Source organism: Streptomyces sp. Xyl84 (assembly GCF_059731885.1).
Map to the genome: position 1 here is coordinate 996,011 of NZ_AP029182.1, position 24,932 is coordinate 1,020,942.

At 74.8% G+C, this 24,932-nt stretch carries 24 protein-coding genes and 1 tRNA gene; 10 read left to right on the top strand and 15 right to left on the bottom strand.

Features of this window, described 5'->3' with window-relative positions; all coding sequences use genetic code 11:
- Positions 1-23 precede the first annotated feature (23 nt).
- Genes AC6I72_RS04265 through AC6I72_RS04275 form a run of 3 tightly spaced genes read left to right on the top strand, consistent with a single transcriptional unit; the run spans position 24 to position 3,294 of the window.
- Complete coding sequence (locus AC6I72_RS04265; RefSeq protein WP_497999527.1) at positions 24-1,427, top strand: type I glutamate--ammonia ligase; 1,404 nt, start codon at positions 24-26, stop codon at positions 1,425-1,427.
- Entirely contained in the window at positions 1,428-2,753 is a 1,326-nt protein-coding gene (locus AC6I72_RS04270; RefSeq protein WP_497999528.1) for an amidohydrolase family protein, read from the top strand.
- A gap of 16 nt (positions 2,754-2,769) precedes the next feature.
- Positions 2,770-3,294 (top strand): NUDIX hydrolase family protein, encoded by a 525-nt coding sequence (locus AC6I72_RS04275; RefSeq protein WP_498004585.1) that lies wholly within the window; start codon positions 2,770-2,772, stop codon positions 3,292-3,294.
- A 132-nt stretch (positions 3,295-3,426) separates the two neighbouring features.
- Here the strand turns inward: AC6I72_RS04275 and AC6I72_RS04280 are convergent, their stop codons facing one another.
- Both AC6I72_RS04280 and AC6I72_RS04285 read right to left on the bottom strand, forming a co-directional pair.
- Entirely contained in the window at positions 3,427-5,046 is a 1,620-nt protein-coding gene (locus AC6I72_RS04280; protein ID WP_497999529.1) for an amidohydrolase, read from the bottom strand.
- A 121-nt stretch (positions 5,047-5,167) separates the two neighbouring features.
- On the bottom strand, positions 5,168-5,851 hold the full coding sequence (locus tag AC6I72_RS04285) for a TetR/AcrR family transcriptional regulator (protein ID WP_497999530.1): 684 nt from the start codon (positions 5,849-5,851) through the stop codon (positions 5,168-5,170).
- 62 nt (positions 5,852-5,913) lie between these two features.
- Here AC6I72_RS04285 and AC6I72_RS04290 point away from each other — a divergent pair, with 62 nt between their 5' ends.
- A complete protein-coding gene (locus AC6I72_RS04290) occupies positions 5,914-7,362 on the top strand; it encodes a purine-cytosine permease family protein (RefSeq protein ID WP_497999531.1) in 1,449 nt (482 codons plus the stop codon).
- Between the two features lie 172 nt (positions 7,363-7,534).
- Here AC6I72_RS04290 and AC6I72_RS04295 read toward each other — a convergent pair whose 3' ends face one another.
- Together AC6I72_RS04295 and AC6I72_RS04300 are read right to left on the bottom strand one after the other, a co-directional pair.
- Positions 7,535-8,149 (bottom strand): response regulator, encoded by a 615-nt coding sequence (locus AC6I72_RS04295; RefSeq protein ID WP_498004586.1) that lies wholly within the window; start codon positions 8,147-8,149, stop codon positions 7,535-7,537.
- Between the two features lie 254 nt (positions 8,150-8,403).
- On the bottom strand, positions 8,404-9,864 hold the full coding sequence (locus AC6I72_RS04300; protein ID WP_497999532.1) for a sensor histidine kinase: 1,461 nt from the start codon (positions 9,862-9,864) through the stop codon (positions 8,404-8,406).
- A gap of 297 nt (positions 9,865-10,161) precedes the next feature.
- On the opposite strand from AC6I72_RS04300, the gene AC6I72_RS04305 reads away from it, so the two are divergent.
- The 3 genes from AC6I72_RS04305 (at position 10,162) to AC6I72_RS04315 (ending at position 12,699) form a co-directional block, all read left to right on the top strand.
- Positions 10,162-10,734, top strand: coding sequence for a GlcG/HbpS family heme-binding protein (locus AC6I72_RS04305; protein ID WP_497999533.1), 573 nt, complete (start codon positions 10,162-10,164; stop codon positions 10,732-10,734).
- Positions 10,735-10,882: 148 nt separating this feature from the next.
- Entirely contained in the window at positions 10,883-11,530 is a 648-nt protein-coding gene (locus tag AC6I72_RS04310) for an ankyrin repeat domain-containing protein (protein WP_497999534.1), read from the top strand.
- Positions 11,527-12,699, top strand: a complete 1,173-nt coding sequence (locus tag AC6I72_RS04315; protein ID WP_497999535.1) for a YncE family protein — start codon at positions 11,527-11,529, stop codon at positions 12,697-12,699. The genes AC6I72_RS04310 and AC6I72_RS04315 overlap by 4 nt, the downstream gene beginning before the upstream one ends.
- On the opposite strand, the gene AC6I72_RS04320 is transcribed toward AC6I72_RS04315, so the two are convergent.
- The 4 genes from AC6I72_RS04320 to AC6I72_RS04335 all read right to left on the bottom strand — a co-directional run bounded on the left by AC6I72_RS04320 (position 12,650) and on the right by AC6I72_RS04335 (position 15,108).
- On the bottom strand, positions 12,650-13,150 hold the full coding sequence (locus tag AC6I72_RS04320) for a nucleoside deaminase (protein ID WP_498004587.1): 501 nt from the start codon (positions 13,148-13,150) through the stop codon (positions 12,650-12,652). The genes AC6I72_RS04315 and AC6I72_RS04320 overlap by 50 nt on opposite strands.
- A gap of 81 nt (positions 13,151-13,231) precedes the next feature.
- Positions 13,232-13,732 carry a nucleoside deaminase gene (locus tag AC6I72_RS04325; protein WP_497999536.1) on the bottom strand — a complete coding sequence of 167 codons (501 nt, stop codon included), beginning with the start codon at positions 13,730-13,732 and terminating at the stop codon, positions 13,232-13,234.
- A gap of 106 nt (positions 13,733-13,838) precedes the next feature.
- Positions 13,839-14,309, bottom strand: a complete 471-nt coding sequence (gene cynS, locus AC6I72_RS04330) for a cyanase (protein WP_497999537.1) — start codon at positions 14,307-14,309, stop codon at positions 13,839-13,841.
- A 157-nt stretch (positions 14,310-14,466) separates the two neighbouring features.
- Entirely contained in the window at positions 14,467-15,108 is a 642-nt protein-coding gene (locus AC6I72_RS04335) for a carbonic anhydrase (protein ID WP_497999538.1), read from the bottom strand.
- Positions 15,109-15,231: 123 nt separating this feature from the next.
- Here AC6I72_RS04335 and cynR point away from each other — a divergent pair, with 123 nt between their 5' ends.
- A complete protein-coding gene (gene cynR / locus AC6I72_RS04340) occupies positions 15,232-16,143 on the top strand; it encodes a transcriptional regulator CynR (RefSeq protein WP_497999539.1) in 912 nt (303 codons plus the stop codon).
- 298 nt (positions 16,144-16,441) lie between these two features.
- Here the strand turns inward: cynR and AC6I72_RS04345 are convergent, their stop codons facing one another.
- Positions 16,442-16,861 (bottom strand): peptidase inhibitor family I36 protein, encoded by a 420-nt coding sequence (locus tag AC6I72_RS04345; RefSeq protein ID WP_497999540.1) that lies wholly within the window; start codon positions 16,859-16,861, stop codon positions 16,442-16,444.
- 361 nt (positions 16,862-17,222) lie between these two features.
- Positions 17,223-17,296: transfer RNA gene (locus tag AC6I72_RS04350), tRNA-Pro, on the bottom strand.
- A gap of 241 nt (positions 17,297-17,537) precedes the next feature.
- On the opposite strand from AC6I72_RS04350, the gene AC6I72_RS04355 reads away from it, so the two are divergent.
- Complete coding sequence (locus tag AC6I72_RS04355) at positions 17,538-18,245, top strand: thiamine pyrophosphate-binding protein (RefSeq protein ID WP_497999541.1); 708 nt, start codon at positions 17,538-17,540, stop codon at positions 18,243-18,245.
- Positions 18,246-18,447: 202 nt separating this feature from the next.
- Positions 18,448-19,362, top strand: coding sequence for a transketolase family protein (locus AC6I72_RS04360; protein ID WP_497999542.1), 915 nt, complete (start codon positions 18,448-18,450; stop codon positions 19,360-19,362).
- A gap of 49 nt (positions 19,363-19,411) precedes the next feature.
- Here AC6I72_RS04360 and AC6I72_RS04365 read toward each other — a convergent pair whose 3' ends face one another.
- The 5 genes from AC6I72_RS04365 to AC6I72_RS04385 all read right to left on the bottom strand — a co-directional run bounded on the left by AC6I72_RS04365 (position 19,412) and on the right by AC6I72_RS04385 (position 24,768).
- The gene (locus AC6I72_RS04365; protein ID WP_497999543.1) at positions 19,412-20,701 is read right to left on the bottom strand and encodes an MFS transporter; all 1,290 of its coding nucleotides are present in this window, start codon (positions 20,699-20,701) and stop codon (positions 19,412-19,414) included.
- Positions 20,702-20,959: 258 nt separating this feature from the next.
- Positions 20,960-21,319, bottom strand: coding sequence for an MmcQ/YjbR family DNA-binding protein (locus tag AC6I72_RS04370; protein WP_497999544.1), 360 nt, complete (start codon positions 21,317-21,319; stop codon positions 20,960-20,962).
- 30 nt (positions 21,320-21,349) lie between these two features.
- Positions 21,350-21,889: a GNAT family N-acetyltransferase gene (locus tag AC6I72_RS04375; RefSeq protein ID WP_498004588.1), complete on the bottom strand. Its 540-nt coding sequence runs from the start codon at positions 21,887-21,889 to the stop codon at positions 21,350-21,352.
- Positions 21,890-22,360: 471 nt separating this feature from the next.
- Positions 22,361-23,263: a LysR family transcriptional regulator gene (locus tag AC6I72_RS04380; protein ID WP_497999545.1), complete on the bottom strand. Its 903-nt coding sequence runs from the start codon at positions 23,261-23,263 to the stop codon at positions 22,361-22,363.
- Between the two features lie 305 nt (positions 23,264-23,568).
- Positions 23,569-24,768: a glycine C-acetyltransferase gene (locus AC6I72_RS04385; RefSeq protein ID WP_497999546.1), complete on the bottom strand. Its 1,200-nt coding sequence runs from the start codon at positions 24,766-24,768 to the stop codon at positions 23,569-23,571.
- Positions 24,769-24,932 lie beyond the last annotated feature (164 nt).

A 24,932-nucleotide genomic window follows, 5' to 3' on the forward strand; every position in this document is an offset into this window, starting at 1 on the left:
CGAGGCAGCCCCATGGAGTACGTATGACCACCCTCGCCGACCCCGTGCCGGGCGGTCGCCCCGGCGAAGTGGAGCGGGCCGGCGCGCTCGCCGGTGAACTGGCCGGGCGGGGCGTGCACGGCGTCGTCCTGGCCTACGTGGACACCGCCGGGATCACCCGGGTCAAGACGGTGCCCGTCGCGCGGCTGCCCGACGCGGTGGCGTGGGGCGTGGGCATGTCCCCGGTGTTCGACACCTTCCTCTCCGACGACTCGGTCGTCACCACGGACGTCCTGGGCTCCCCGGACGGCGACCTGCGGCTCTACCCCGACCTCGACCGTCTGGTGGCGCTGGCCGCTCAGCCCGGCTGGGCCTGGGCGCCCGTCGACCGGATCACGCAGGACGGCGCACGGCATCCGGGGTGCGGCCGTACCGTCCTGCGCCGGATCACGGCGCACGCGCGGCGGCGGCACGGGATCACGTTCAAGGCGGCCGTCGAGATCGAGTGGGTGCTCGGCCGGGGGACGGCGCCGCGGGGCGCGTTCGAACCGGCCGTCTCCGGTCCGGCGTACGGAGCCGTCCGGCAGGTCGAGGTGAGCGACTACGGCGCCGACCTGCTGGCGGCGCTCGCGGCGCAGGACGTGGAGGTCGAGCAGTTCCACCCCGAGTACGCGGCCGGGCAGTTCGAGGTGTCGGTGGGCGCCCTGGACCCGGTGGCGGCGGCCGACCGGAGCGTGCTGGTGCGGCAGACCGTGCGGGCCGTGGCCCAGCGGCACGGGCTGCGGGTCTCCTTCGCCCCGGCCGTCCTCGCCGAGGGCGTCGGCAACGGCGGGCACGTCCACCTGTCCGCCTGGCGGGACGGCTCCAACCTGCACGCCGGCGGCACCGGCCGGTACGGCATGACGGCCGAGGCGGAGTCCTTCGCCGCCGGGCTGCTCGCCCGCCTGCCCGCGCTGACGGCGGTGACCGCGCCGAGCCCCGCCGGCTATCTGCGGCTGCGGCCCTCCCAGTGGGCCGGGGTGTTCACCGCGTGGGGGCGGGAGACCCGCGAGTGCGCGCTGCGCGTCGTCACCGGGACGCTCGGCGTGCGCGAGCGGGCCTCGAACCTGGAGGTCAAGCCGGTCGACCTCGCGGCCAACCCGTACCTGGCGCTGGGCGCCCTGATCGCCGCCGGTCTGGACGGCATCGCCTCCCGCGCCCCGCTGCCCGAGGAGACCACCGGCGATCCCGCGCGGCTCGACGCGGCGACCGCCGCGGCCCGGGGCGTACGGCGCCTGCCGGTGTCCCTGGCCGAGGCGGTCGAGGCGTTCCGCCGGGACACCCTGCTGCGTGACGCCCTCGGGCCGGTCCTGGCCGACGCGGTGACCGCCGTGCGCCGGGGCGAGATCGCGGCCGTCGACGGACTGGACGACGAGCAGGTGGCCGCGGCCTACCGCTGGAGGTACTGAATGGGCGGGCCGACGGACGCGGGCACGGATGCCGGTACGGGCGCGGGGACGGACGCCGGAACAGGCACGGGTGCGGGGACGGTCCCGGGAACAGGCGCGGACGCGGGGACGGTCGCAGGTACGGGCGCGAGGACGGGTGCGGGTGCCGGGCGGATCGGCGAGGTGCTCGGTGCGCTGCCGCTCGTGGACCACCACTGCCACGGCGTGGTCACCGCCGGTCTGGACCGGACGGCCTTCGAGTCCCTGCTCACCGAAGGCCCCGGGTGGCCGGACAGCGGCATCTCGGCCTTCGACAGCCCGGTCGGCGTGGCCGTGCGCCGCCACTGCGCCCCGGTCCTGGACCTGCCCCGGCACGCCCCGGCCGCGCAGTACCTCCAGCGCCGGGCGGAGCTGGGCGCCGACGAGGTCAACCGGCGTTTCCTGAAGGCCGCGGGCACGGCCGTGCTGTGCGTCGACACCGGCTACGCGCCCGAACGGCTGACCACCCCGGCCCAGTTGGCGGAGCCGGCGCGGGCGGCGGCCTACGAGGTCGTACGGCTGGAGAGCGTCGCCGAGGCGGTGGCCGCGGGCGGGGTGGAGGCGGGCGAGTACGGCGCCGCGGTGCGCGCGGCCGCGCAGGAGGCCGTACGGCGGCCCGGGGTGGTCGCGGTGAAGTCGGTGGCCGCCTACCGCACCGGATTCCTGCTGGACCCGGCCCGCCCCACGGACGAGGAGGTCACGCGGGCGGCGGCCGGGTGGCTGACCGGGTCCCGCGGGCGCCCCGGCGGGCGTGCGGGCCGGCGGCTGGAGGATCCCGTGCTCGTACGGCACCTGCTGTGGACGGCCGTCGACCTCGGGCTGCCGCTGCAACTGCACACCGGGTTCGGCGACGACGACCTGCGTCTGCACCGCGCCGATCCCGCGCTCCTCACCGACTGGCTGCACCTGACGGCCGGCACGGTCCCCGTGATGCTGCTGCACTGCTGGCCCTACCAGCGGCAGGCCGCCTACCTCGCCGCCGTCTTCGAGCAGGTGTACCTCGATGTCGGCCTGGCCCTGCACCACGTGGGTCCCGCGCGGGCCGGTGCCGTCCTGGCCGAGGCCCTGGAGATCACCCCGTTCCGCAAACTGCTGTACAGCTCCGACGCCTGCGGTCTGGCCGAGTTCCACCACCTCGGCGCGGTCGCCTTCCGGCAGGGCATGACGGGGCTGCTGCGGGAAAGGGTGGAAGCCGACGAGCTGAGCCTCGCCGACGCGCTGCGGATCGCCCGCTGGACGGGGCGGGACAACGCCCTGCGGGTCTACGGGCTCGCCGGAACTCCCCATCCGGAACCACTGAAAGTATGATCAAACAATGTCTGACATGACCGAGATCACGCCCGGTTGGCTGACCACCGATGAACTGGAGTCGGCGCGCGCCCGCATGCCGATCCTGTACGTCGAGGCGGTGCCGGTGCGCGTCGACGACAGCGGCGAAGTGACCAGCATCGGCCTGCTGCTGCGCATCGGCCCGGACGGGACGGTCAGCCGGACCCTGGTCTCCGGCCGGGTGCTCCACCACGAGCGGGTACGGGACGCGTTGCTGCGCCATCTGGAGAAGGACCTCGGGCCGGTGGCGCTGCCCCGGGTCCCGGCCTCGCTCCAGCCGTTCACCGTGGCCGAGTACTTCCCGACGGCGGGCGTCACGCCGTACCACGACCCGCGCCAGCACGCCGTGTCGCTCGCCTACATCGTCCCGGTCGCCGGTGACTGCCGGCCCCGGCAGGACGCCCTGGACCTGGTGTGGTTCACGCCGCAGGAGGCGGCCTCCGGGGCGGTCCAGAGCGAGATGCCGGGCGGGCAGGGGGTGCTGCTGAAGCAGGCACTCGCTCACGTGGGGCACGCCTGACGCGCACCGGACCGTGACGGTCACCGGCACCGGGGGCGGCCGCCCCCGGCCGCACCGCCCGGTGCGCCGCGGACGGACACAGGTGGGCGGTGACGGGTGGACGGTCGCCGGCGGGCGGTCACCGGCCGGCGCTCACAGGTGGGCGGCGCGGTGGGTGGGGCGGCCGTTCACCACGGTGAGCACCACCGGGAGCCGGGCCAGGTCGGCGTCGGCGACGTCGAGGGGGTTGTCCGCGAGGACGGTGAGATCGGCCCGGTGCCCGACGGCCGGCCGGCCCGCCAGGTCCTCCTCCCCCGCGACCCACGCCGGAGCGAGGGTGATGCCCTGCAGCGCCTGGAGCGGCGTCAGCGCCTGCTCGGGCCCGTGCGGCGGCAGGGAGAGGTCGCCGGGACGGCGGTGGCGCGCGCCCGCCATGACGCCCAGCGGCGGGAAGGGCGCGATGGGCCAGTCGGAGCCCAGGACGACCCGTGCACCGGCCTGCCACAGGTCCCGGCAGCGGAAGGCCCGCGAGGCACGCTCCTCGCCGAGCCGCCTCGACCAGTTGTCGGTGTGGTCGGCGCGGGTGTACTCGCAGCAGTGGGTGGGCTGCATCGAGGCCGCCACCCCGAGCCGGGCGAAGCGCGCCACCGTGTCGTCGGGAACGGTCTCGATGTGCTCCACCCGGTGGCGTACCGGCGCCCCGCCCGCGGCCTGCGCCTTCTCCACCGAGTCCAGCACGTGCCGCACCGCCGCGTCGCCGATGGCGTGGGTCGCCGTGGGCACCCCGGCCCGGTGCAGTTCGCCGACCACCCGGCTGTACTGGTCGGGGTCGGGCCAGAAGGCGTGCACGGACTCGCCGTGGCAGTCGGGACGCTCCAGCCAGGCGGTGCCGTTGTCGATGGTGCCGTCCATGAACATCTTGACCCCGGCGACCCGCCACAGGGTGCCGCCGGTGCCCTGGAGCCGGACGAGTCCGGCCACCGCGTCCGCGTCGGCGCCCGGCTGGCACCAGGGCGCCACCCGAAGCCGCAGCGGCAGGGCGTCCTCGGCCTCCAGCGCGCCGAGGATCGCCAGGGTCGCGCCGTTGGCGTCCATGGCGTGACCGCCGGTCAGGCCGGCTGCCGCCATCTCGCGCAGCACCTCCCCGGTGCGCGCCCGCACCTCTTCCTCCGTGGGCTTGGGCGCCACTGCCTCGACGAGTTCGCAGGCGGCGTCCTCCAGCAGCAGACCCGTGGGACGGCCCGCGTCGTCGCAGACGATCTCGGCGGCCTGCTCGAACCGCCGGGGCCCGTCGACGCCCGCCAGTTCCAGCGCCCGGGCGCTGGCCAGCACGGAGTGGCCGTCGAACAGGTCGATCAGGGCGGGGACGCCGTCGAGGACCGGGCCGAGGGAGGCGGCGCCGACGGGCGCGTCGCCGAAGGCGTTCGGGTCCAGGCCCCAGCCGTGCAGCCAGGCCCCGGGCGCGAGCGTCGCGGCCCGCTCGGCGAGCGCCGCCCGTACGGCCGTCAGGTCGCGGCAGCCGGAGAGGTCCACGCCCATGGTGCGCTCGGCGCCGGAGACGGGGTGGATGTGCGCGTCGGTGAAGCCCGCGGTGACCACCGCGCCCTTCAGGTCGATCACCGTGGTCGCCGGTCCGGCCAGCGCGCGGACCTCCCGGTCCTGCCCGAGGTGCGTGATGCGTCCGCCGCCCGCGGCCAGCGCGGTGTGCGGCAGGAGCGAGCCCGTGCCCGGGTCGAGCAGCCGGGCGGAGAGCAGGACGAGATCGGGAGACACGGGGTCGCTCCTTCGGAACTGGTGGTGCGGGGGGCGGTGCTGAGGTGCGGTGGTGCGTGCTGGGGCGGCCGGCCGGGCGTCAGGATCGCGCCGCGGCGGCGTCGCGAGGTCCGTCCTCGCGCTACGGCTCCGTACGGGAAGCAGGCCCGGTGTCCGCTGGGGCCGCCGCTTTCCCGGCCGGGTGGACGAGGGTGCCCGCCGGCAGGCCCAGGGCGCGTTCCGCCGTGGCGGCGGCCATACCGCTCACCGCCGGCCTGCGCCTGGAGACACGGGAGTTGGCGTGCGCCCCGAGCCCGTCGAGGACGACCAGGATCTGCACGACCGCGACCAGCACGTCGTCCGTGCGGAACTCGCCCGCGGCGACTCCCTCCCGGATGACGTCCCCGAGCCGTCCGCGCCAGGCGGCCTCCTGCTCGTCGACCCGGTCGCGCAGCACCGGCCGGTAGCGGCTGAGGTGCCGGGCGTTGATCCACAGCCGGCTCATCGCGTCGTAGGCGTCCCCCACCGTGCGGGCGAGGAAGCGCGCGAGGTGCTCCGTGGGCGTGCCCTCGGGCCGCTCGGGCGGGATCAGGGTGTCCAGTTCGCCGGTCGCGGCGCTGCCGAAGGCCTCGGCCACCAGGTCGTCCGCGGACGGGAAGTAGTGGCTGATCAGGCCCGGACGGACGTCGAGTTCCTCACCGATCCGGCGCAGGGTGATGCACTCCAGGCCCTCGGTCAGCGCGATCGCCGCGGCGGCGTCGACGATTTCCGCACGTCGCGTGGCCGGGTCTTTGCGAATTCGTTTACGGCTGACGCTTGACGACATACCGCGGATGTTATTGAGTGACCGACCAATAAGCAAGCCGCCGTCAGCCCCTCGGAGTGACAATGGTGTCCACGACCCCCGGCCCGAACCCGGACGTCGACGACTGTCCCGGTCCACCCCCGTCCGCGGAACGTTCCGCCCGGGTCGAGGCGCACGGCATCGATCACATCCCGGACAGCGAACGCCGGGGCCGTCCACGGGAGTTGTTCTCCGTGTGGGCCGCTGCCAACGTGAACTACCTCAGTCTGGTGGTCGGCGGCGCGCTGGTCCTGACGGGCCTGAGTCTGTGGCAGTCGCTCGCGGTGATCGTGGTGGGCAACGCGTTCTGGCTGCTGACCGGCGTCCTGGCCGTCTCGGGGCCCGCGGCGGGCACGCCGAGCGAGGTGATCACCCGGGCGATGTACGGGATCCGCGGCAACCGCGTCAACAACGCCGTCGTCGGCTGGCTGATCTCCGTCTGCTACTTCGCGCTCAACCTCGCCGCCGCCGCGACGGCCGCCTTCTCCCTCGTCGGCAAGGCCGGCCTGCCGGTGAACACCGGCGTCGAGATCGTGATCGTGGTGGCCGTCGCGGCGCTGACGCTGACCATCAGTGTCTACGGCCACGCGCTGATCATGAAGCTGTACCTCCCGATCACCCTGGTCCTCACCGCGGCCTTCATCGGTGTGGCCGTCGCCGTGACCGGCCACACCGACTTCTCCTACGTCCCCGATCAGCCGCTGACCGGCCGGAGCCTGTGGGCCGCCGTGCTCGCCGGGGTCGCCCTCGTGGCCTCGGGTCCGCTGTCGTACACCACCAGTGCGGACTTCTCCCGCTACCTGCCCCGCACCACCTCCGCGAAGGCGATCGTGGGCTGGACGGCCCTGGGCGGCTTCCTGCCGGGCACCGCGGTGTGCGCGCTGGGTGCCTTCGCCGCGACCGCGGTCGACATGACGGACCCGCAGAGCGCGCTGCAGAAGATCCTCCCGTCCTGGTTCGACCCGGTCTTCCTGCTGGCGCTGATCCTCGGCACGATCGCCGTCAACGCCCTGACCGCCTACAGCGCGGGCCTCGCGCTCCAGGCCGTGGGCGTGCGCATCCGCCGCTCCCTCAGCGTGCTCGTCGACGGCGCCGTCTCGGTCTCCCTGACGCTGCACGCGCTGCTCGTGTCCGACTTCCTCGACACCGTGAACAACGTCCTGCAGCTCACCGTCGCGCTGCTCGGCCCCAGCATGGCCGTCTACGCCACCGACATCCTGCTGCGCCGCAACCGCTACGACGGCCCCGCCCTGATGGACGAGACGCCGGGCGGCCCCTTCTGGTACACGGGCGGCGTGAACCGGGCGGGCGCCGTCGCGGTCGTCGCGGGCACCGCCGTGGCCTCGCTGTGCGTGAACACCCTGTACTACACCGGGCCGGTGGCGACCGCCCTGGGCGGCGTGGACCTCGCCCTGCCGGTGGGCCTCGTGGTCGCCGCGGTGCTCTACGCCGCCCTGACGCGCGGGACGGCGGGCCTCGCCCGCACGCGCTAGACGGCCGGCCCGAAGCCCTGTCCGGCAGGCCCAGGCCGGAAGTTCCCCGCAGAGCCCCCGCCGGTCAGGGCCGTCGCCGGTGAGGCCGTCGTCGTTCACGGCCGTCAACGTTCAAGACCGTCGACGTTCAAGGCCGTCGACATCCACGGCTTTCGATCAAGGCCCTCGATGTTCAGGGCAGCAGCCGCTGTTCCTTGGCGACGGCCACGGCGCCGGCGCGGGTGTCGACGCCGAGTTTGTCGTAGATGCGCCCCAGGTGCGTCTTGACCGTCGCCTCGCTCAGGAAGAGGGCCCTGGCGATGTCCCGGTTGGTCAGCCCCCGGGCCAGCTGCCCGAGGATGTCGCGCTCGCGGTCGGTGAGTCCGGGGCGCGGGCTGCGCATGCGGGCCATGACCCGGTGGGCGACGGGTGCGGACAGGGCTGTGCGGCCGGCGGCGGCGCTGTGGATGGCCGTGAACAGCTCGTCGGGGCGTTCGGCCTTGAGCAGGTAGCCGGTGGCCCCCGCCTCGATGGCGCGGGTGATGTCCGCGTCCGTGTCGTACGTGGTCAGGACCAGGACGTGCACCCGGCCGCCGGAAGCGGCGGTGATCCGGCGGGTGGCCTCGACGCCGTCCATCCCCTCCCCCAGCTGCAGATCCATGAGGACCACGTCGGGGGTGAGCTTCGCGGCGAGCGCGACGGCCTCCGCCCCGCTGTCCGCCTCGCCCACCACCTCGATGCCCGGGGCGCTGCCCAGCAGGGCCCGCAGACCGGCGCGGACCACCGCGTGATCGTCACAGAGGACGATCCGTACGGCCCCGGCGGACTCGGCGGGTCCGGCGGACGTGCGGGGCGCGGTGGAGGGGCGGGGCGAGGCCGTTCCGCCGGGGTCGGCGCTTTCGCCGGGTCCGGTGGATCCGCCGAGGCAGATGGATCGGTCGGGACCGGTGGATCCATCAGGTCCGGTGGAGCCGGCGGGGCCGGTGGAGCCGTCGGGGCTGGCGGATTCGTCGGGTCCGGTGGATCGGTCGAGTTCGGTGGATCGGTCGGGTTCGGGGCGGGTCACGGTGCGGGGACCTCCACTGTGCTGGGGGTGGGACGGAGGGGTACGGCGGCGGAGACGACGGTGCCGTCACCGGGCGCCGACTCGACGGTGAGGGTGCCGCCCAGCTGGCCGACCCGGGCGCGGATCGCGGGCAGGCCGTGCCCCCGTACCCCGGACGCCCGCTCCGGCAGGGCCGAGGTGTCCAGGCCGCGGCCGTCGTCGGCCACGTCCAGGCGGACCTGGTCCTCCAGGTAGGTGAGGGTGAGGGCTGCCCGGGTGGCGCCGGAGTGCTCGCGGACGTTGGCGAGGGCGCCCTGCGCGATGCGCAGCAGTGCGGACTGCACCCGGTCCGGCAGGCCGGACGGTCCCGGGGTGCCGTCGACGAGGCAGGTCACGGTGCGTTCCGCCGTGCTCTCACGGGAGGCGAGGCCGCGCAGCGCCGCTTCCAGGCCGCCGCCCTCGGCGAGATCGGCCGGGGCCAGGTCGTGCACGAACCGGCGGGCCTCGGTGAGGCTGCTCTCGGCGATCGCGGCGGCCGTGCGCACATGGGCCTGCGCCTGCCGCGGGTCGGTGTGCCACACCAGGTCTGCTGCCTGGAGGAGCATCCGCTGACTGGACAGGCTCTGGGCGAGGGTGTCGTGGATCTCCATGGACAGCCGCTGGCGCTCGGCGAGGGTGCCCTCGCGGCGCTCGGTGGCGGCCAGTTCGCGGCGGGTGCGCACCAGGTCGCGGATCAGGGCGGCCTGGCTGGCCGCCTGCCGGTCCATGTGGGTGAGGACCGCGGTGGCCAGGAGGGCGACGGCCGGCGGTGCGACCACCAGGTCGACGTCGACGCGGTCGGCCAGCCGCACCTGCGCGACGACCACGAAGAGGGTGAGGAACGCCACCAGCGCGTACGCGGCGCGCGCGGGGAGGATCCGCAGGGCGGTGTAGAACAGCGGCACAGCGCACCAGGCGAAACTGGGTGCCAGGGCGACCAGCACGGCCCACACCGCGACCAGCGCGCCCAGCCACAGCAGGGCCCTCCCGGGCGGTCGGCCGGGGCCGCGGACGGACCCGGCGGAAGCCGCCGGTACCACTGATGCCACCGAAGCACCCGATGCCACCGAAGCAGCCGGAGGCGCTGATGCGGCCGAAGCAGCCGAAGATGCGGCGGACGGCCCCTGGAGCGCGGGGCGAGCCCCTCCGGGGTGGGCCGCCGCCGCCCCGGCCGACGCGGCCGTCGTCCTGGGCACCGGGGCGGCCGCCCCCGCCGCCGTTCGGCGGCCGACGACGTAGAGCAGGGCCAGCACACCCGCCAGCGCCAGGACGGCGGGCACCTGGGGCTGGGCGCCGTGCCGCTGCACGTAGCGGGCCAGGGCGGAGAGCAGCAGCAGGAAGAACGCCAGATGGATGACGAGCGCGAGCCTGCGCGCCTCACCGTCGGCGCTCTTCGGACGGGCCGGGGAGGTTCGGCTCCTGGACGGCATGGACGGCATGGGCTGCTCCTCCCGGCCGGGACTTCGGGACGTACGGACTTGGCTGCCGAGCTGGGCGAGCACCGACATTGTCGCCCCGGCCGCACCCGCCGGGGTCAACCGATCGGATGACCCCGGTGTCCACCGTCCTGCTCGCCGGGACCAGCCGGTACGCCGACGGGTGCGCGGTGCGGGCGGGGTGAGGCTGGAGGCACAGCGCAGGAAGCGCTGCGCCCCCCGCACCGCGGGGGCCGGGCCGCGACGCCGGCCGGGCCAGCCGGGGCGGGAGGGACGCGAGACTACCGGGGAGTTGCCCGCATGCAGCACAAGGCCAAGAAGTTCTCCACCCGCGCCAAGCTCGTCACCTCGGTGGCGGCCGTGGCCGCGGTCGGTGCCGGTGTGGCCGGCGCGGTCTCCGCGTCCGCCGGCACCCCGGCCGCCGCCCCGGCCGCGGCCGTCGCCGCGGTGAAGGGGAAGGCCACGACCACCAGCACCCACCTGACGGTCGACGCCGCCACCGACGCGGCCGAGGCGGCTCTGAAGGCCGCGCGGAAGGAGGGCCAGCGGGTGAGCGTCGCGGTGGTGGACCGCAACGGCAACACGATCGTCACCCTGCGCGGCGACGGTGCCGGCCCGCAGTCGTACGAGTCCGCGGTGAAGAAGGCGTACACGGCGGTCTCCTGGAACGCGCCCACCTCGCAGCTGGTCAAGCGCCTGGAGTCGGCGCCCACCCTGAAGGACATCCCGGGCACCCTGTTCCTGGCGGGCGGCGCCCCGGTGGCGTACGACAACGCTCCGATCGCGGGCATCGGTGTGGCGGGCGCGCCCTCCGGTGACCTGGACGAGAAGTTCGCCCGGGCCGGCGCCGAGGCGATCGCCGACGGCCGCTGACCGGGTCGCTCGTCCCGCCCGGATGAGCGGCGGCCCCGTCCGGGGCCGCTCGGTGGCGGCGCACGGGGTCCCCGCCCCGCGCGCCGCCACACTGTCTCCGGGCCCTCGCCGTCCCGTCGTCACCGTCACCCCGTGGAGGAGTTCCGCCGTGGCCAAGAAGTCACTTTCCCCTGCCGACCGCGCCCTGCTGGAGGCCGCGCGCGGCGGCGACGTCCCCGCCGTCCGCGCGGCCCTGGCAGCGGGCGCGGGCCTGGAGGCCCGCGACGAGGAGGGCCGCACGCCACTGCTGCTGGCGGCCCTCGCCGACCAGGTGCCCGCGGCCGAGGTGCTGGTCGGGGCGGGCGCGGACGTGAACGCGCAGGACGACCGGCAGGACAGTGCCTGGCTGGCCACCGGGGTGACCGGCAGCGTGGCGATGATGCGGGCGCTGCTGCCCGGCGGCCCGGACGTGAGCCTGACCAACCGGTTCGGCGGGGTCTCGGTGATCCCGGCCGCCGAACGCGGACACGTGGCGTACGTGCGGGCGGTCCTGGCCGAGACCGACGTCGACGTGAACCACGTCAACCGGCTCGGCTGGACGGCCCTGCTGGAGGCGGTGATCCTCGGCGACGGCGGACGCACCCACCAGGAGGTCGTGGAGGTGCTGCTCGCGGCGGGCGCCGACCCGCTGCTGCCGGACGCCGAGGGCGTCACGGCCCGCGTCCACGCCGAGCGCCGCGGCTTCCGCGGGATCGCCGCCGTGCTGCTGGCGGTCGAGGGGCGGACGGCCTCGCGGGGCGAGGAGGCCGGCGCGTGAGGCGGCGGCGCCCGGCGGCCGTCGGGTGCGCGCTCCTCGCGGCCGTGGCCGTGCTGGCCGGGTGTGCGCCGGACGGTGCGGCCGGCTCCCCCGCCGTGCCCGCCCGCTCGGCCGCACCGCGAACCGGACCGGGACCGGGCCACACGGGCGGTCCGGATCGTTCCGCCGCCCCGGCCGCACCGCTGCCGCACGGGGCCCTGCTGGTGACCGACTTCGGCGCCGACACGGTGACCTTCGTCGACCCGGCACGGCACGGGGGCGCGGCCGGCATCGGCTCGGTGACGGTCGGCACGGCCCCGTACGGCATCGCGCTCGGCGACGACGGCACGGCCTGGGTGGCGACGGCCGAGGGTGTCGCGGCGGTGGACACCCTCACCCGGCGGCGCGTCGCGCTGATTCCGTACCGAACGGACACGGGCCCGGTGACCACCGGGGAGTACCGGGGCGGCGGCATGGGCATCGCGCTGTCGCCGGACGGCGCGCACGTGTACGCCGGGGTGAACGTCCCCGGCGGCGACGGCGCCCTGGAGGTGATCGACGCGCGGCGCCGCGCGGTGGTGCGGACCGTGCCGGTGGGACGCCGTCCCTTCGACGTGGACGTCTCCCCCGACGGCCGCCGCGTCTACGTCACCGGTCACGACTCCTTCGACGTCACGGCCGTCGACACCGGCACCTGGGCCGGACGCCGCATCGAGGTGGCCCCCTACGGCACCGAAGGCGGCCTCGGCTCCTGGCTCAAGCCGCACTACGCCGCCGTACGCCCGTCCGACGGCGCCCTGCTGCTGCCCTTCGAGGGCGAACGCCTCGCGGTCGCCGACCCCCGCACCGGGCGGGTGCGCATCGAGCCGATGACCGCCGGCACCCACCAGCACGGCGTCACGGCCGGTGCCGACGGCACGCTCTACGTGGTCGGCACCGGGCCGGTCGATCCGTCCCGGGACGGCGGGCCGTCCCTGACCGTGCGCTCGCCCGGCGGCCACGAGCGCGTCATTCCGCTCGACGGGCCGCACGAGGACGTCGCCCTGTCGGCGGACGGACGCACCGCCTACGTGTCGGGCGGTTTCACCCGCGCCGGGTACTGGGACGGCCTCAGCGCCGTCGACCTCGGCACGGGCCACGTCACGCGCCTGGCGGCCGGTCACCGCCCGCTGGGGATCGCCGTGCTGTAGCGAACGCGCGGTGCAGGTCGTGCAGCCGGCCGGCCAGCGCCGGTGCGGGCCCCCGCACCTCCAGGCCGGGCACCACGTCCAGGACGGGCGTGCAGCGCACCGGGGACGGCGGCACACCGAGGTCGGCCAGCCACCGCGTCAACTGCGCGGCGGAGTGGGCGTACACGACGGGACCCAGGCCGGCCCAGCCGTGGGCGGCCGCGCACATCGGGCAGTGCTCGCCCGAGGTGAAGACGGTGGCCGCGGCCCGCTCGTCCTCGGTGAGGTGGGCCGTGGCCCAGCGGACCAGCTCGAACTCCGGGTGCCGGGTCCGGTCGCCGAGGCTACGGACGCGGTTGCGGTCCTCCGCCAGGACCCGCCCGTCGGCGCCGACCAGGAGTGAGCCGAAGGGCTCGTCCCCGGCGCGCAGTGCCTCGGCCGCCAGCTCGACGGCACGTTCCAGGTGGGGCATGTCGTCGGCCGTCGGTGCGGCCGGGTCCCTGCCCGGTCCGGTGGGGCGGGTTTCCCGTTCGGTCGGGTTCACGGCTCTCCTTCAGGCTGCGGTGGGGGCGCCCGTGACGCGGCGCTCGCCGCCGTTGCGTTCCTGCCAGAGCCGGTACACGTCGACGGCGGCGTCGCGCGGCTCGTGCCGCATCGGCAGCCGGCGCTCGTCCCAGTCCTTGGCGAACTCGTCGTAGAAGGTGTCGAGTTCGAAGTACTTGCGGTCGTCCACGTAGTGCGGCTCGTAGGCGTCCCGGGTGGTGAGGAAGACGACCTCGTCGGGCGAACAGTAGTAGAGCGCCCCGAGGCACATCGGGCACGGCTGGGCGAGGACGTAGATGGTGGTACCGACCAGGTGCTCGGTGCCGAGCCGGGTGCACGCCTCGCGGATGGCGAGGATCTCGGCGTGCGCGGTGGGGTCGTCGGTCTGGGCGACCCGGTTGGCGCTCTCGGCCAGGATCTCGCCGTCCTTGACGATGACGGTCGCGAACGGGCGTCCGCCCTCGGTGACGTTGCGGCGGGCGATGTCGATGGTGTGCTGTGCGAAGTCCATCGGGGGTGTCCTTCCGGTCCTTGGGGGATGAGCGGCGGGCCGGGGCGGGCCCGCGGGGGCGGCCGGTGCGCCCCTGCCCGCCGCTCGGGTGGGACGGGCGGGGTCGTCAGAAGGGCTTGGTGGGCAGGTACTTGCCGTCCAGGGTGATCACGGCACGCTCGCCGCCCTCGGGGTCGGCGACCTTCTTCACGTCCAGCCGGAAGTTGATCGCGGAGATGATGCCGTCGCCGAACTGCTCGTGCACGAGTGCCTTGAGCGTGGTGCCGTACACCTGGAGCATCTCGTAGAAGCGGTAGATGGTCGGGTCGGTGGGGACGCCGCCGGGGATGGAGCCGCGGGTCGGGATGGTCCGCAGCAGCATCGCGGCGTCGTCGTCCAGGCCGAGCAGTTCCGCGACGGCCTCCGCGGCCTGCTCGGGGAGGGCGTGCTGGCCGAGCACGGCGGCGGTCACGAAGGCGACGGAGAGGCCGGCCGCGTCCGCGATCTGCTGCCAGCTGAGGTCCTTGCGGGTCTTGGCCTCGACCGCGGCGGCGGCGAGTGCCTGACGGGCGGCGGGGTCGAACTGGGCGTGCACCATGAGGGAAGGTCCTTCCTGGGTTCAAGGGTGGGGGAACACCCGGTCGGCCGCGAGACGACGACAGCGACGGCGACGGCGACGGCATCGACGGTGACCGGGACGCGGAGGGGCGGGCGGGGTCCACGGGGCGTTCGCCTGCCGCGGGGCCCGGCCGGGGTCAGGCCGCGGACGTGGCGGAGCGCGGGTCCGGGGCGGGGTGCGGCGCCGTGGGCCGGGCCGGGACGGAGTGCGGCTGCGGGGTGACGGTCTCGACGGCGCCGGTGGCGATGTCGTAGACCCAGCCGTGGGTGGTGAGGGTGCCCTCGGCCAGGGCGCGGGCCACCGAGGGGAGGGTGGCCAGGTTCGCGAGCTGGGCGAGCACGTTCTGGCGCACCAGGGCGGCGACGTCACCGCGAGCGGGGGTACGGGCCCGGGAGGCGTCCGCGTGCCGCAGCCACCGGTCGACCGCCGGGACCCCGCTCAGGTCGTGCGCCTCGGCCAGCGCGGTCATCGCACCGCAGCCGGCGTGCCCGCACACCACGGCGTCGCGGACGCCCAGCACGGCGACGGCGTACTCGATGCTCGCCGCGACCGCGTCCGGGCCCGGCGCGTGGGCCGGGACCAGGTTGCCCGCGGTGCGGACGACGAACAGCTCGCCCGGCTCGCTCGTCGTGATCAGTTCCGGGACGACGCGGGCGTCGGAGCAGCCGATGAACAGCGTGTGCGGCGCGTGGGTCCCGGCGAGGTGGGCGAACAGGTCCGCCTTGGCCGGGTGGATGTCCCGCTGGAATCGCGTGACGCCCTCGGTGAGGTCGCGCATGGGTCACTCCCTTCGTGGATAGCGGCCCGTCGGGCTCGATGCATCCACCTTGCATGACCTGTGCCTATAGCGTCCAAGACGCATCACTCATGACTTCTATCGGTCATATCTATAATCGTGCTCATGGCTCTGGAACTGCGACATCTGCGCTACCTGCTGGCCGTCGCCGAGCACGGCAGCTTCACCCGCGCCGCCGAGGAGCTGCGCATCTCCCAGCCGACGCTGTCCCAGCAGGTCAGGCAGCTGGAAAGGACGGTGGGAGTGCAACTGCTCGACCGCACCGGCCGCAGCATGCGGCTCACCGACGCGGGCGAGACGTACGCGCGCCACGCCCGGCGGGCCCTGCGGGACCTGGCGGCCGCCCAGCGTGCCGTCCAGGACGTCCAGGACCTCACCCGCGGCCACCTGCGCCTGGCCGTGACGCCGACGTTCACCGCGTACCTGGTGGGCCCGCTGGTCGCCGAACTGCACGGGCGCCACCCCGGAATCACCCTGGACGTCAGGGAGATGACCCAGGACCGCATCGAGTCGGCGCTCCTCGCCGACGACATCGACCTGGGCATCGCCTTCGCCGGCGCCCACCTGCCCGGCATCACCGCGGCGACCTTGTTCACGGAGACCCTCAGCCTGGTCACCGGCGCGCACCGCCCGGAGGACGGACCGCCGGCGCCGCTCCCCGTGCACAGCCTGATGGAGCATCAGCTGGCGCTGCTGAGCGGTGACTTCGCCACCCGGGGGCACATCGACGCCCATCTAGAGGCCCACGGCGTGCGCCCGCGCATCGCGGTCGAGGCCAACTCCATCCAGGCCCTGGTCGAGATCGTGCGCCGCACGGCGATCGTCACGGTGCTGCCCGACGCCATCACCCACGACCACCCCCACCTCACCCCGGTGCCCCTCGAACCGGCCCTGCCCGCGCGCACGGTCACCCTGCTGCGCCGCGGGGGCGGTTACGAGAGCGCCGCCGCCCGGGCCTTCACCCGCCTCACCCACGCCCTGGTGCGCGCCCGCGGCTACGCCGACGCCCGCCCCTGAAGGACCCGCGGCACCCATGAGGATCCCGGGACTCGTCCCGGCCGGACGACCCGCGCGTCTCGCGCCTCTCACCTGACCAGGAACTTCACCGGCCCGAAGCGATCGGCGCCGCTCTCGAAGAACCGATCCGCCTCACTACCCGGAGCGGCCGCCCCCTCGCCGCCGCAGCCCGCCCACACCTGTCGCCGGACGGCCACGACAGCGGATCCGCGCCCTGCACGGGCCACGTCAGGGCGGCCCGCCGGGCCGCCCTGAACACCGGGCGGGGTCTTCCTCGCACCCCCTCGGAGATCCCTGGTCAGCAGGGCTTCATGGAGCTGCCCTTGTCGTTGATCCAGTCAGGCAGGCTGGCCCAGTGCTCCCTGGGACCCATCTTCATCACGGCGCCCCCGTAACCCTCCTTCTCGTAGAGGCAGTAGTTCCCGCCGGTGTTGTTGACGAAGGACGAGATCTTGTTGTCCATCACGGGGAACCCCTCCTTGAGGATGTCCGGCACGCTGAAGCTGGGCCCCACCAGCGCCACGCCGTACCCCTTGTAGTTGTTGTCCACCCAGAAACACACATTGGCGGCGATCTGCTTGCTGCAAGAACCGTCACCTTCACCGATCCACTGGTACTGGACGTCCGCCAACGACGATCCCGCGAACCCGAGGCCCAGGGCCGCCGCGGCGGCTCCGACGACGCCGATACGGGCGATACCCCTGGAAATCCTGGCCATGTCATCTCCGATTCACTGACGCGATACGCCCACCCGTCAGCGTGCGGTGCCCGTCGAGATCCGTACCGGCCTCCGGCCACCCGCGGCGGGTGAACCCTACGTACGTGCAACGGAGTTCGGGACGCGCAAGGTTCAGTGGCCTCCGTTCCCGACGGCCACAGGACCACGTCCGGCGGTGCGGCGCTCCCGGCACGTCCCGGCGTGCTGCGCGCCCCGCGCCCTGTGCCGGGCCCGATGGCCCTCACCCGCCGGCACCGGCCCAGGAGCCCGGTCCCCGACGCGCCCCCACCGGTCCCCGGAAAATAACGAGGACCGGCTTCGGATCGCTCCGAAACCGGCCCTGATCTGCGACTCTCGCGAGTCGGGACGACAGGATTTGAACCTGCGACCCCTTGACCCCCAGTCAAGTGCGCTACCAAGCTGCGCCACGTCCCGTTGCCCGTTTGACCTGGGGTTTCCCCTGGCCGAACGCGCAGGAAAACCATACCGCACTCGGGTCGGTGGTCGCGCACGCCTTTTCCCGCGGGCGGGGCACCGGGGCGTCGCCTCGGGACGCCGGGGCCGTCGGCCCGTACACAGCACACGTCCGGGAACAGGCGTCCGGGAGCGCGTGCCGGGGGGCACGTGTCCGGCAGCACTTGACCTCAAGTTTGCTTGAGGTTGCACGATCGTCGCCATGACCACCACCGAAGAACGCGGGCGCACCCACGGGTACGCCGACCTGCCCCGGCTGATGGGGCTGATGACGGGTGACGAGAAGCACGGGCCCGCGGCCACGTCCACGCTGGACGTGCTCTGGGTCCTGTACGACCGGGTGCTCCGCGTCGGCCCGGGGAGCGAGGACGATCCCGGGCGCGACCGGTTCCTGCTGTCCAAGGGACACGGCCCGATGGCCTACTACGCGGTTCTCGCCGCCCGGGGTTTCGTGCCGGTGGAGTGGCTGCCGGGCTTCGGCTCCTACGTCTCCCCGCTCGGACACCATCCGGACCGGACCCTGGTGCCGGGCGTGGAGATCGGCAGCGGCTCGCTGGGGCACGGGCTGCCCCTCGCCGTCGGCACGGCCCTCGGTCTGCGCGCCCAGGGGCTGGACGAGCCCCGGGTGTGGGTGCTGACCGGCGACGCCGAGCTGGACGAGGGGAGCAACCACGAGGCGATCGCCTTCGCCGGTCCGGCCGGACTCGAACAGCTGCACACCGTGGTCGTCGACAACGGCTCCGCGAGCCATGCCCGGCCGGGCGGGATCGCCGCCCGTTTCGAGGCCGCGGGCTGGTCGGCGGTGACCGTCGACGGCCGCGACCACGAGGCGCTGTACGCCGCGTTCACCGCGCCGCATCCGGGCCGCCCGCACGTGGTGGTGGCGCGGGTGGAGCCGAAGACCCCCTGACGCGGCCACCGGGCGCTTCCCGGGCGCCACGGCCGCCTCACGCACTCTGCGGCCTCCCGGCCTCTCCGGCCCTCCGAACCCGCTCCGGCCCTCTCGGACCTCCCCGGCCTCCCGCGGCTACCGGGCACGCGGCCGCCCTGTGCCCCGTGCCCTCTCCGCCCCTCCCCCGCCTCCCGTCCCGACACAGAAGGACCCGATCCCCATGGACACCATGCGTGACCGTTTCGCCCCCGTCGTCTCCCGTCTGCTCGACGAGGATCCACGGGTGGCGGTCGTCCTCGCCGAGATCGGCAAGGACGCGTTCGCCGCCGCCCGGCAGCGGCACCCCGACCGGGTGATCAACGTGGGCATCCGCGAGCAGCTCCTCGTCGGGGCCGGGGCGGGCCTGGCGCTGACCGGTATGCGGCCGGTGCTGCACACCTTCGCCAGCTTCCTCGTGGAGCGCCCCTTCGAGCAGGTCAAACTGGATCTGGGACACCAGGGGGCCGGCGCGGTGCTGGTGAGCGCGGCCGCCTCGTTCGACTGGCCCGCCGGCGGCTACACCCACATGGCGCCCGGTGACGTGGCCCTGCTCGACACCCTGGACGGCTGGACGGTCCACGTGCCCGGGCACCCGGACGAGGCCGAGACCCTGCTGCGGCACGCGGTCGCGGCGGGAGAGGACAAGGTGTACGTACGGCTGTCCGTGCAGTCGAACGCGCACGGACGACCGGTGGACGGCGAGCACTTCGTGACGGTGCGCGAGGGCCGTTCCGGGGTCGTGGTCGCCGTCGGGCCCCTGCTCGACGCGGTGCTCGGCGCCACGGAGGGCCTGGACGTCACCGTGCTGTACGCGACGACCGTGCGGCCCTTCGACACGGCGGCCCTGCGCCGGGCCACCCGCTCGGCCGGCACCGACGTGGTCCTCGTCGAGCCGTACCTGGCGGGCACCTCGACGGCGGCGGCGAACGACGCGCTCCACGACGTCCCCCACCGGGTCCTGGGCCTGGGGGTGGGCCGCGCCGAACTACGGCGGTACGGCACCGTCGAGGAGCATGCCGCGGCGCACGGCCTGGACGCCCCGTCCCTGCGGGAGCGGATCTCCACGTTCCTCGCGCCGGGCGCCGGGAACGCCTGAGCGGCGGGCGCCGCGGCCGCCGGGGCGGCGGGCTCGGAGAGCGCCGCGGTCAGCTCCGCGCCGGATGTGCCCGCCCGGCCCGCGGCCCGCGTCCGTCGGCGCGTACGAGGCCGCGTATCGCGGGGACCGCGAGCAGCGCGACCGGGACCACGAGGCTCATCACCGCGGACACCAGCAGGACGTGCCCCGCGCCGAGCAGGGAGGCGGACGGTCCGGCGAGGGCCTGGCCCACGGGCATCATGGCGAGGGAGCCCGCCACGTCGTAGGCGTGGATGCGGTTGAGGACGTCGGAGGGGACCTGCGTCTGGACGCTGGTCGCCCACATCACGCCCCAGAACGCCTGTCCGGCTCCCGCGACGGCGGCTCCCGCGGCCATGCACCCCACCCCGAGACCGGCTCCGACGGCCGCCGGGAACCAGACGAACGCGAACAGGGCGACCGCCCCGGCGCGCAGCATCCGCCGCGGGCGCAGCCGCAGCGCGAGGAACCCGCCGACGACGGTGCCCGCGCCGAGGGCGGAGTTGATCAGGCCGTAGGCTCGGGGGCCGTGCTGCTGGACCACCTCGGTGGCCACCAGCGGGACGGTCGGCCCCCACACGGCGATCATGTAGAGGCACCAGATCGCGATGACACCCCACAGCCACGTCCGTGCTCGGAACTCCCGCCAGCCCTCGGCCAGGTCGGCCTTGAAGGTGCCCTGCCCGTGACCGGCCGCAGGCCGGCTGCCGGGTCTCGGCGGCGGCAGTCTGAGCAGCAGCAGGCACAGGGCGCTGATCGCGTAGGTGGCTCCATGGGCGGCGAAGACCCCGCCGGGCGAGGCGAAGCCCACGAGGAGGCCGGCGACGGCGGGGCCCGCGAGCTGGGCGGCGGACTCGGCGATCCGTATCGCGCCGTTGGCGCCCTGGATGTCGGTGGCGAGGCGCGGCACCGTACTGGCCACACCGGGCTGGAAGACGGCGCCCGCCACGCCGTTGACCACGCCGATGAGGCAGATCTCCCAGAGCACCACGTGCCCGGAGAAGAACAGGACCGCGGCTGCGGACTGGGTGCCCAGGCGCACCAGGTCGGCGCCGATCATCAGTCTGCGGGTGCTGAAGCGGTCGGCGATGACGCCGCCGAAGACCACGAGCCCGGCGAAGGCGGCCGCGGTCGAGGCCATGGCGAGGCCCACCGCGCCCGCGCCGTACCCGTGCTGCAACAGGCCCGCGGCCAGTGCGACAGGCAGCATGGTGTCGCCGAGCCGGGCGACGGCGCGGGCGACGAAGAACAGCGCGAAGTCCCGCGACCAGACCGGCCGCGCCGCACCGACCGCCGGCCCAGCCCCGGCCGGCGCACCCACCGCAACGCCTGCCGGACCGTCCGCCCTGGCCGCCACCGCCGTCTCGGCGGTCCCCGCCGGTCCCGCCGCCTCGGCTGTCCCCGCCGTCTCCTCCCCCGGCGACGACCGCCCTGACGCCCCTGTCATTCCTTCGACGCTCCCCTCCCCGGCCGGCGCCGCCGCGCCTGCGGCGCAGCGGGGGGCGAGGCCCCCTCCCGCGCCCGCCCTCCCCGTCCTGCGGATCATGCCACGGCCCACTGACAACGCCCGAGGGGTTTTTCACCCCTGGGCGGGCAGCCCGAGTCCGGGGTGGGCCTCCAGGAGCCGGTCCGGGGCCGCCTGGCGCCAGGAGTCGGCGAGGATGTCGCGCAGTTCGCCCTCGTCCTCCAGTGCCGCGAGGCGGACCCTCACCCAGGCGAACTGGGCCTCGTGACGGGCGATCCAGAACTTCCCCGGCTCCGCCAGGACCAGTTCGTCGCGCTCGTCCTTGGGACAGCGCACGGCGACGGAGGTCTCGTCCTCCGGCAGCGTGGCGAACATCTTGCCCGCGACGCGGAAGGTGGGCATGCTCCAGGCGGTCTTCTCCGTCGTGTCCGGCAGGGACAGGGCGATACGGCGTACGTCTTCGGCATCCTGCATGTCCGGCACGCTAGCCGCTCCCAGTGACAGTCACCCCGGCAGCGGACCGGCCGCTCGCAGCCGCTTGCAGTAGATCGTCGTCGGGCGCAGTGTCCCCGCCGGGTCTTCCGCGTAGTCCGGGATCACCCCGACCCGCGCCCAGCCGGCCGACCGGTACAGATGCTCCGCCGGGCTGCCGGTCTCGGTGTCCAGGTGCAGCAGGGTGATGCCCGCCGCCGCGGCCGCCTCCTCCGCGACGGCCAGCAGCCTGCGGCCCAGGCCCTGGCCGCGGGCGCGCCGGTGCACCATGAGCTTGACCAGCTCGGCCCGGTGGCGGCTGTTGGGTTTGTCGGGGAAGGCGAGGCTGACGGTCCCGGTGACCCGGCCGTCCGTGTCGTACGCCGCCCACACCGCCAGCCGGCCCGCCGCCACGCCGGCCGACCGCTCCTGCCACCAGGCGACCGCGTCGGCCCGGCCCAGGGGTGCGAGGAAACCGACGGAGGCGCCGCCCGCCACCGTGTCGGTCAGCAGCTCCGCCAACTCCTCCACGCGCGCGTCGAGTTCGGCGGCGTCCAGCCGGGCCGTGGTCACCGTCACGGGCGCACCACCGCCGCCCCGGACCGCGTTCTCCACGCCTTCCGTCCTTTCCGCGTTCTGGACGCCTTGCGAGTCCTGGACGCCCGCCGGGGCCGCGGCGCCTTCGAAGTCCTCCACGTGTGCCCTCTCCGCCATGTCCGGGAAGCTACCCCGGACAGGAAACACCCGTGTTACGGAACGCTCACCGCAGGAAGCAGGAGGCAGAAGGCAGGAGGCAGATGCGGCGGCAGGAGCGGCAGCGGAGGCGGGCGCAGGTAGCGGGGGCGGGCCTCTCCTGAGACCGCACCGCTAGGTCCTGTCGTCACATTCCCGTCGTCCGCCCGGAGGGCGGGCCTCGCGGCGTCAGGTGCGTGCTCTCGGCGTGCCGGGCCCAGACCCTCGTACTGGACGTACTCGGGTCCGGGCCCGGTGCGGCGAGAGTGCGTGCATGGCGTCGCGATGCAGGCGGGAATGTGACGACAGGGCCTAGTGTCCGGCCGCCTCTCCCAGCGCGTCCAGCACCGGGCGGATCAGCGGGTGCTCCTCGGCGCCCCGGCGCACCGCGGCGAAGACCCGGCGCGTGGGCGCCACACCGTCCACGGGGCGCACGACCACGCCCGTCAGGTCCATGCCGCGCAGCGCGGAGCGCGGGACGAGGGCCACGCCCGCGTCGGCCGCGGCGAGCGCGACGACCGCCCGGAAGTCGTCGGAGGAGTGTTCGAGGCGGGGCTGGAAGCCGGCGCTCTCGCAGGCCAGGACGACCACGTCGTGGCACGGATTGCCGGGGTAGGGGCCGATCCAGGGGTCCTTCGCCAGTTCCGCGAGCGGGATCTCGGAGGTGTCGGCCATGCGGTGGGTGACCGGGACGACCGCGTCGAACGGTTCGGCGTACAGCGGGACGTGGGTGAGGCGGGGGTCGTCGGCGGGCGGCGCCCCGCGGTACTCGACGGCGACCGCCACGTCGACCTGCCGGTCCAGCACCATGGGCAGGCTCGCGTCGCCCTCCGCGTCCTGGACCCGGATCCGGATGCCGGGTGCCGTCCCGGCCAGGCGGGACACGGCGGGCGCAACGACCTCGGCGATGCCGGTGGCGAAGGCCGCGACCGTGACGGTGCCGGCGTCGCCCGACCCGTAGGCGGCCAGTTCGGCCTCCGCCCGCTCCAGCTGGGCCAGCACCGCGTTGGTGTGGTTCAGCAGGATCTCGCCCGCCGGGGTCAGCCGTACGCCCTTGGCGCCGCGTTCCACCAGCCGGTGGCCGGTCTCCTGCTCCAGGGCGGTCAGCTGCTGGGAGACCGCCGAGGGTGTCAGGTAGAGCGCGGCGGCAGCCGCCGTCACCGTACGGTGGTCGGCCACCGCCCGCAGGATGTGCAGCCGCCGCGCTTCGATCATGGGCCGATTATCGCAAGCTCACCGCTCACCGGACACGCGGGCCCGGTCAGCGGTCTGCCCCACCGGCCCGGCCGCCCGACGGGCCCGACCGGCCCAGCCGCCCGATCCCGTCGGCCGCCCGGTCCCGGCCGGGCGCCGCGGGGGCCGGTGGGGCGCCGGGAGCGGCGTCGGCTTCGGTGAGGCCCGGCGCCCCGGTCGCCCGGCCGGGGGCCCGGTTGTCCTCCCGGCCGACCAGCCGCCCGGCGACCCCGGCGGCTGCGCGGCGGCTGCGCTCCGCTCAGCCGCCTCCGCTCAGCCCCCTCCGCTCAGCCCTCCAGCTCCGCGCGAGCCGCGACGAACGCGTCCACCGCGCGGTTCACGTCGGCCGTCGAGTGCGCGGCGGAGAGCTGCACCCGGATCCGGGCCTGCCCCTGCGGCACCACCGGGTACGAGAAGCCGATCACGTACACGCCCCGCTCCAGCAGCAGCTCCGCCAGCCGGCCCGCCTTCGCCGCGTCGCCGATCATCACGGGCGCGATGGCGTGGTCGCCGGGGAGGACGTCGAAGCCCTCCGCGGTCATCCGGGAACGGAAGAGCGCGGTGTTCTCCGCCAGCCGCACCCGCAGGTCGTCGGCCGACTCCAGCAGGTCGAGCACCTTCAGGGAGGCCGCCGCGATCACCGGGGCGAGGGTGTTGGAGAAGAGGTACGGCCGCGAGCGCTGGCGCAGCAGGGCGACGATCTCGGCGCGGGCGGCGACGTAGCCGCCGGACGCCCCGCCGAGCGCCTTGCCGAGGGTGCCGGTGATGATGTCGACGCGGTCCATGACGCCGTGCAGTTCGGGGGTGCCGCGTCCGCCGGGGCCGACGAAGCCGACGGCGTGCGAGTCGTCGACCATGACCATCGCGCCGTAGCGGTCGGCCAGGTCGCAGATCTCGTGCAGCGGGGCGACGTAGCCGTCCATCGAGAAGACGCCGTCGGTGACGACGAGCTTGCGGCGCGCGCCGCCCTCGTCCGCCTCCTTCAGCTGCCGCTCCAGGTCGGCCATGTCACGGTTGGCGTAGCGGAAGCGGCGGGCCTTGGACAGGCGGATGCCGTCGATGATGGAGGCGTGGTTGAGGGCGTCGGAGATGACCGCGTCCTCCGCGCCGAGCAGCGTCTCGAAGACACCGCCGTTGGCGTCGAAGCAGGAGGAGTACAGGATCGTGTCCTCCTGGCCGAGGAACGCCGACAGCCGGGCCTCCAGTTCCTTGTGCACCTCCTGCGTGCCGCAGATGAAGCGCACGGAGGCCATGCCGTAGCCCCAGCGGTCCAGGGCCTGGTGGGCGGCGGCGACGACGTCGGGGTGGTCGGCGAGGCCCAGGTAGTTGTTGGCGCAGAAGTTGAGGACCTCGCCGGGCCGGCCGCCCGCGGTGACCTCGACGGTCGCCGACTGGGGGGTGCCGATGACGCGCTCGGGCTTGTGCAGACCGGCGGCGCGGATCTCGTCGAGGGTGGCGCGCAGGTCGTCGCGGACGGAGGTGAACATCCAAGACTCCATGGGGGTGAGAGGGCGAGTGGGCCGAAGGGGGGCGCCCGGGCCGGGGCGGCGGCGCGCGAAGGCCCGGAGGGCTGGACACGGTCGCTGCGCCGGGACAGGCTCCCCGCGGGGTGCGGAAGCCTTGCCCGGCCCAGGCTCCCGTGCCCTGGAGG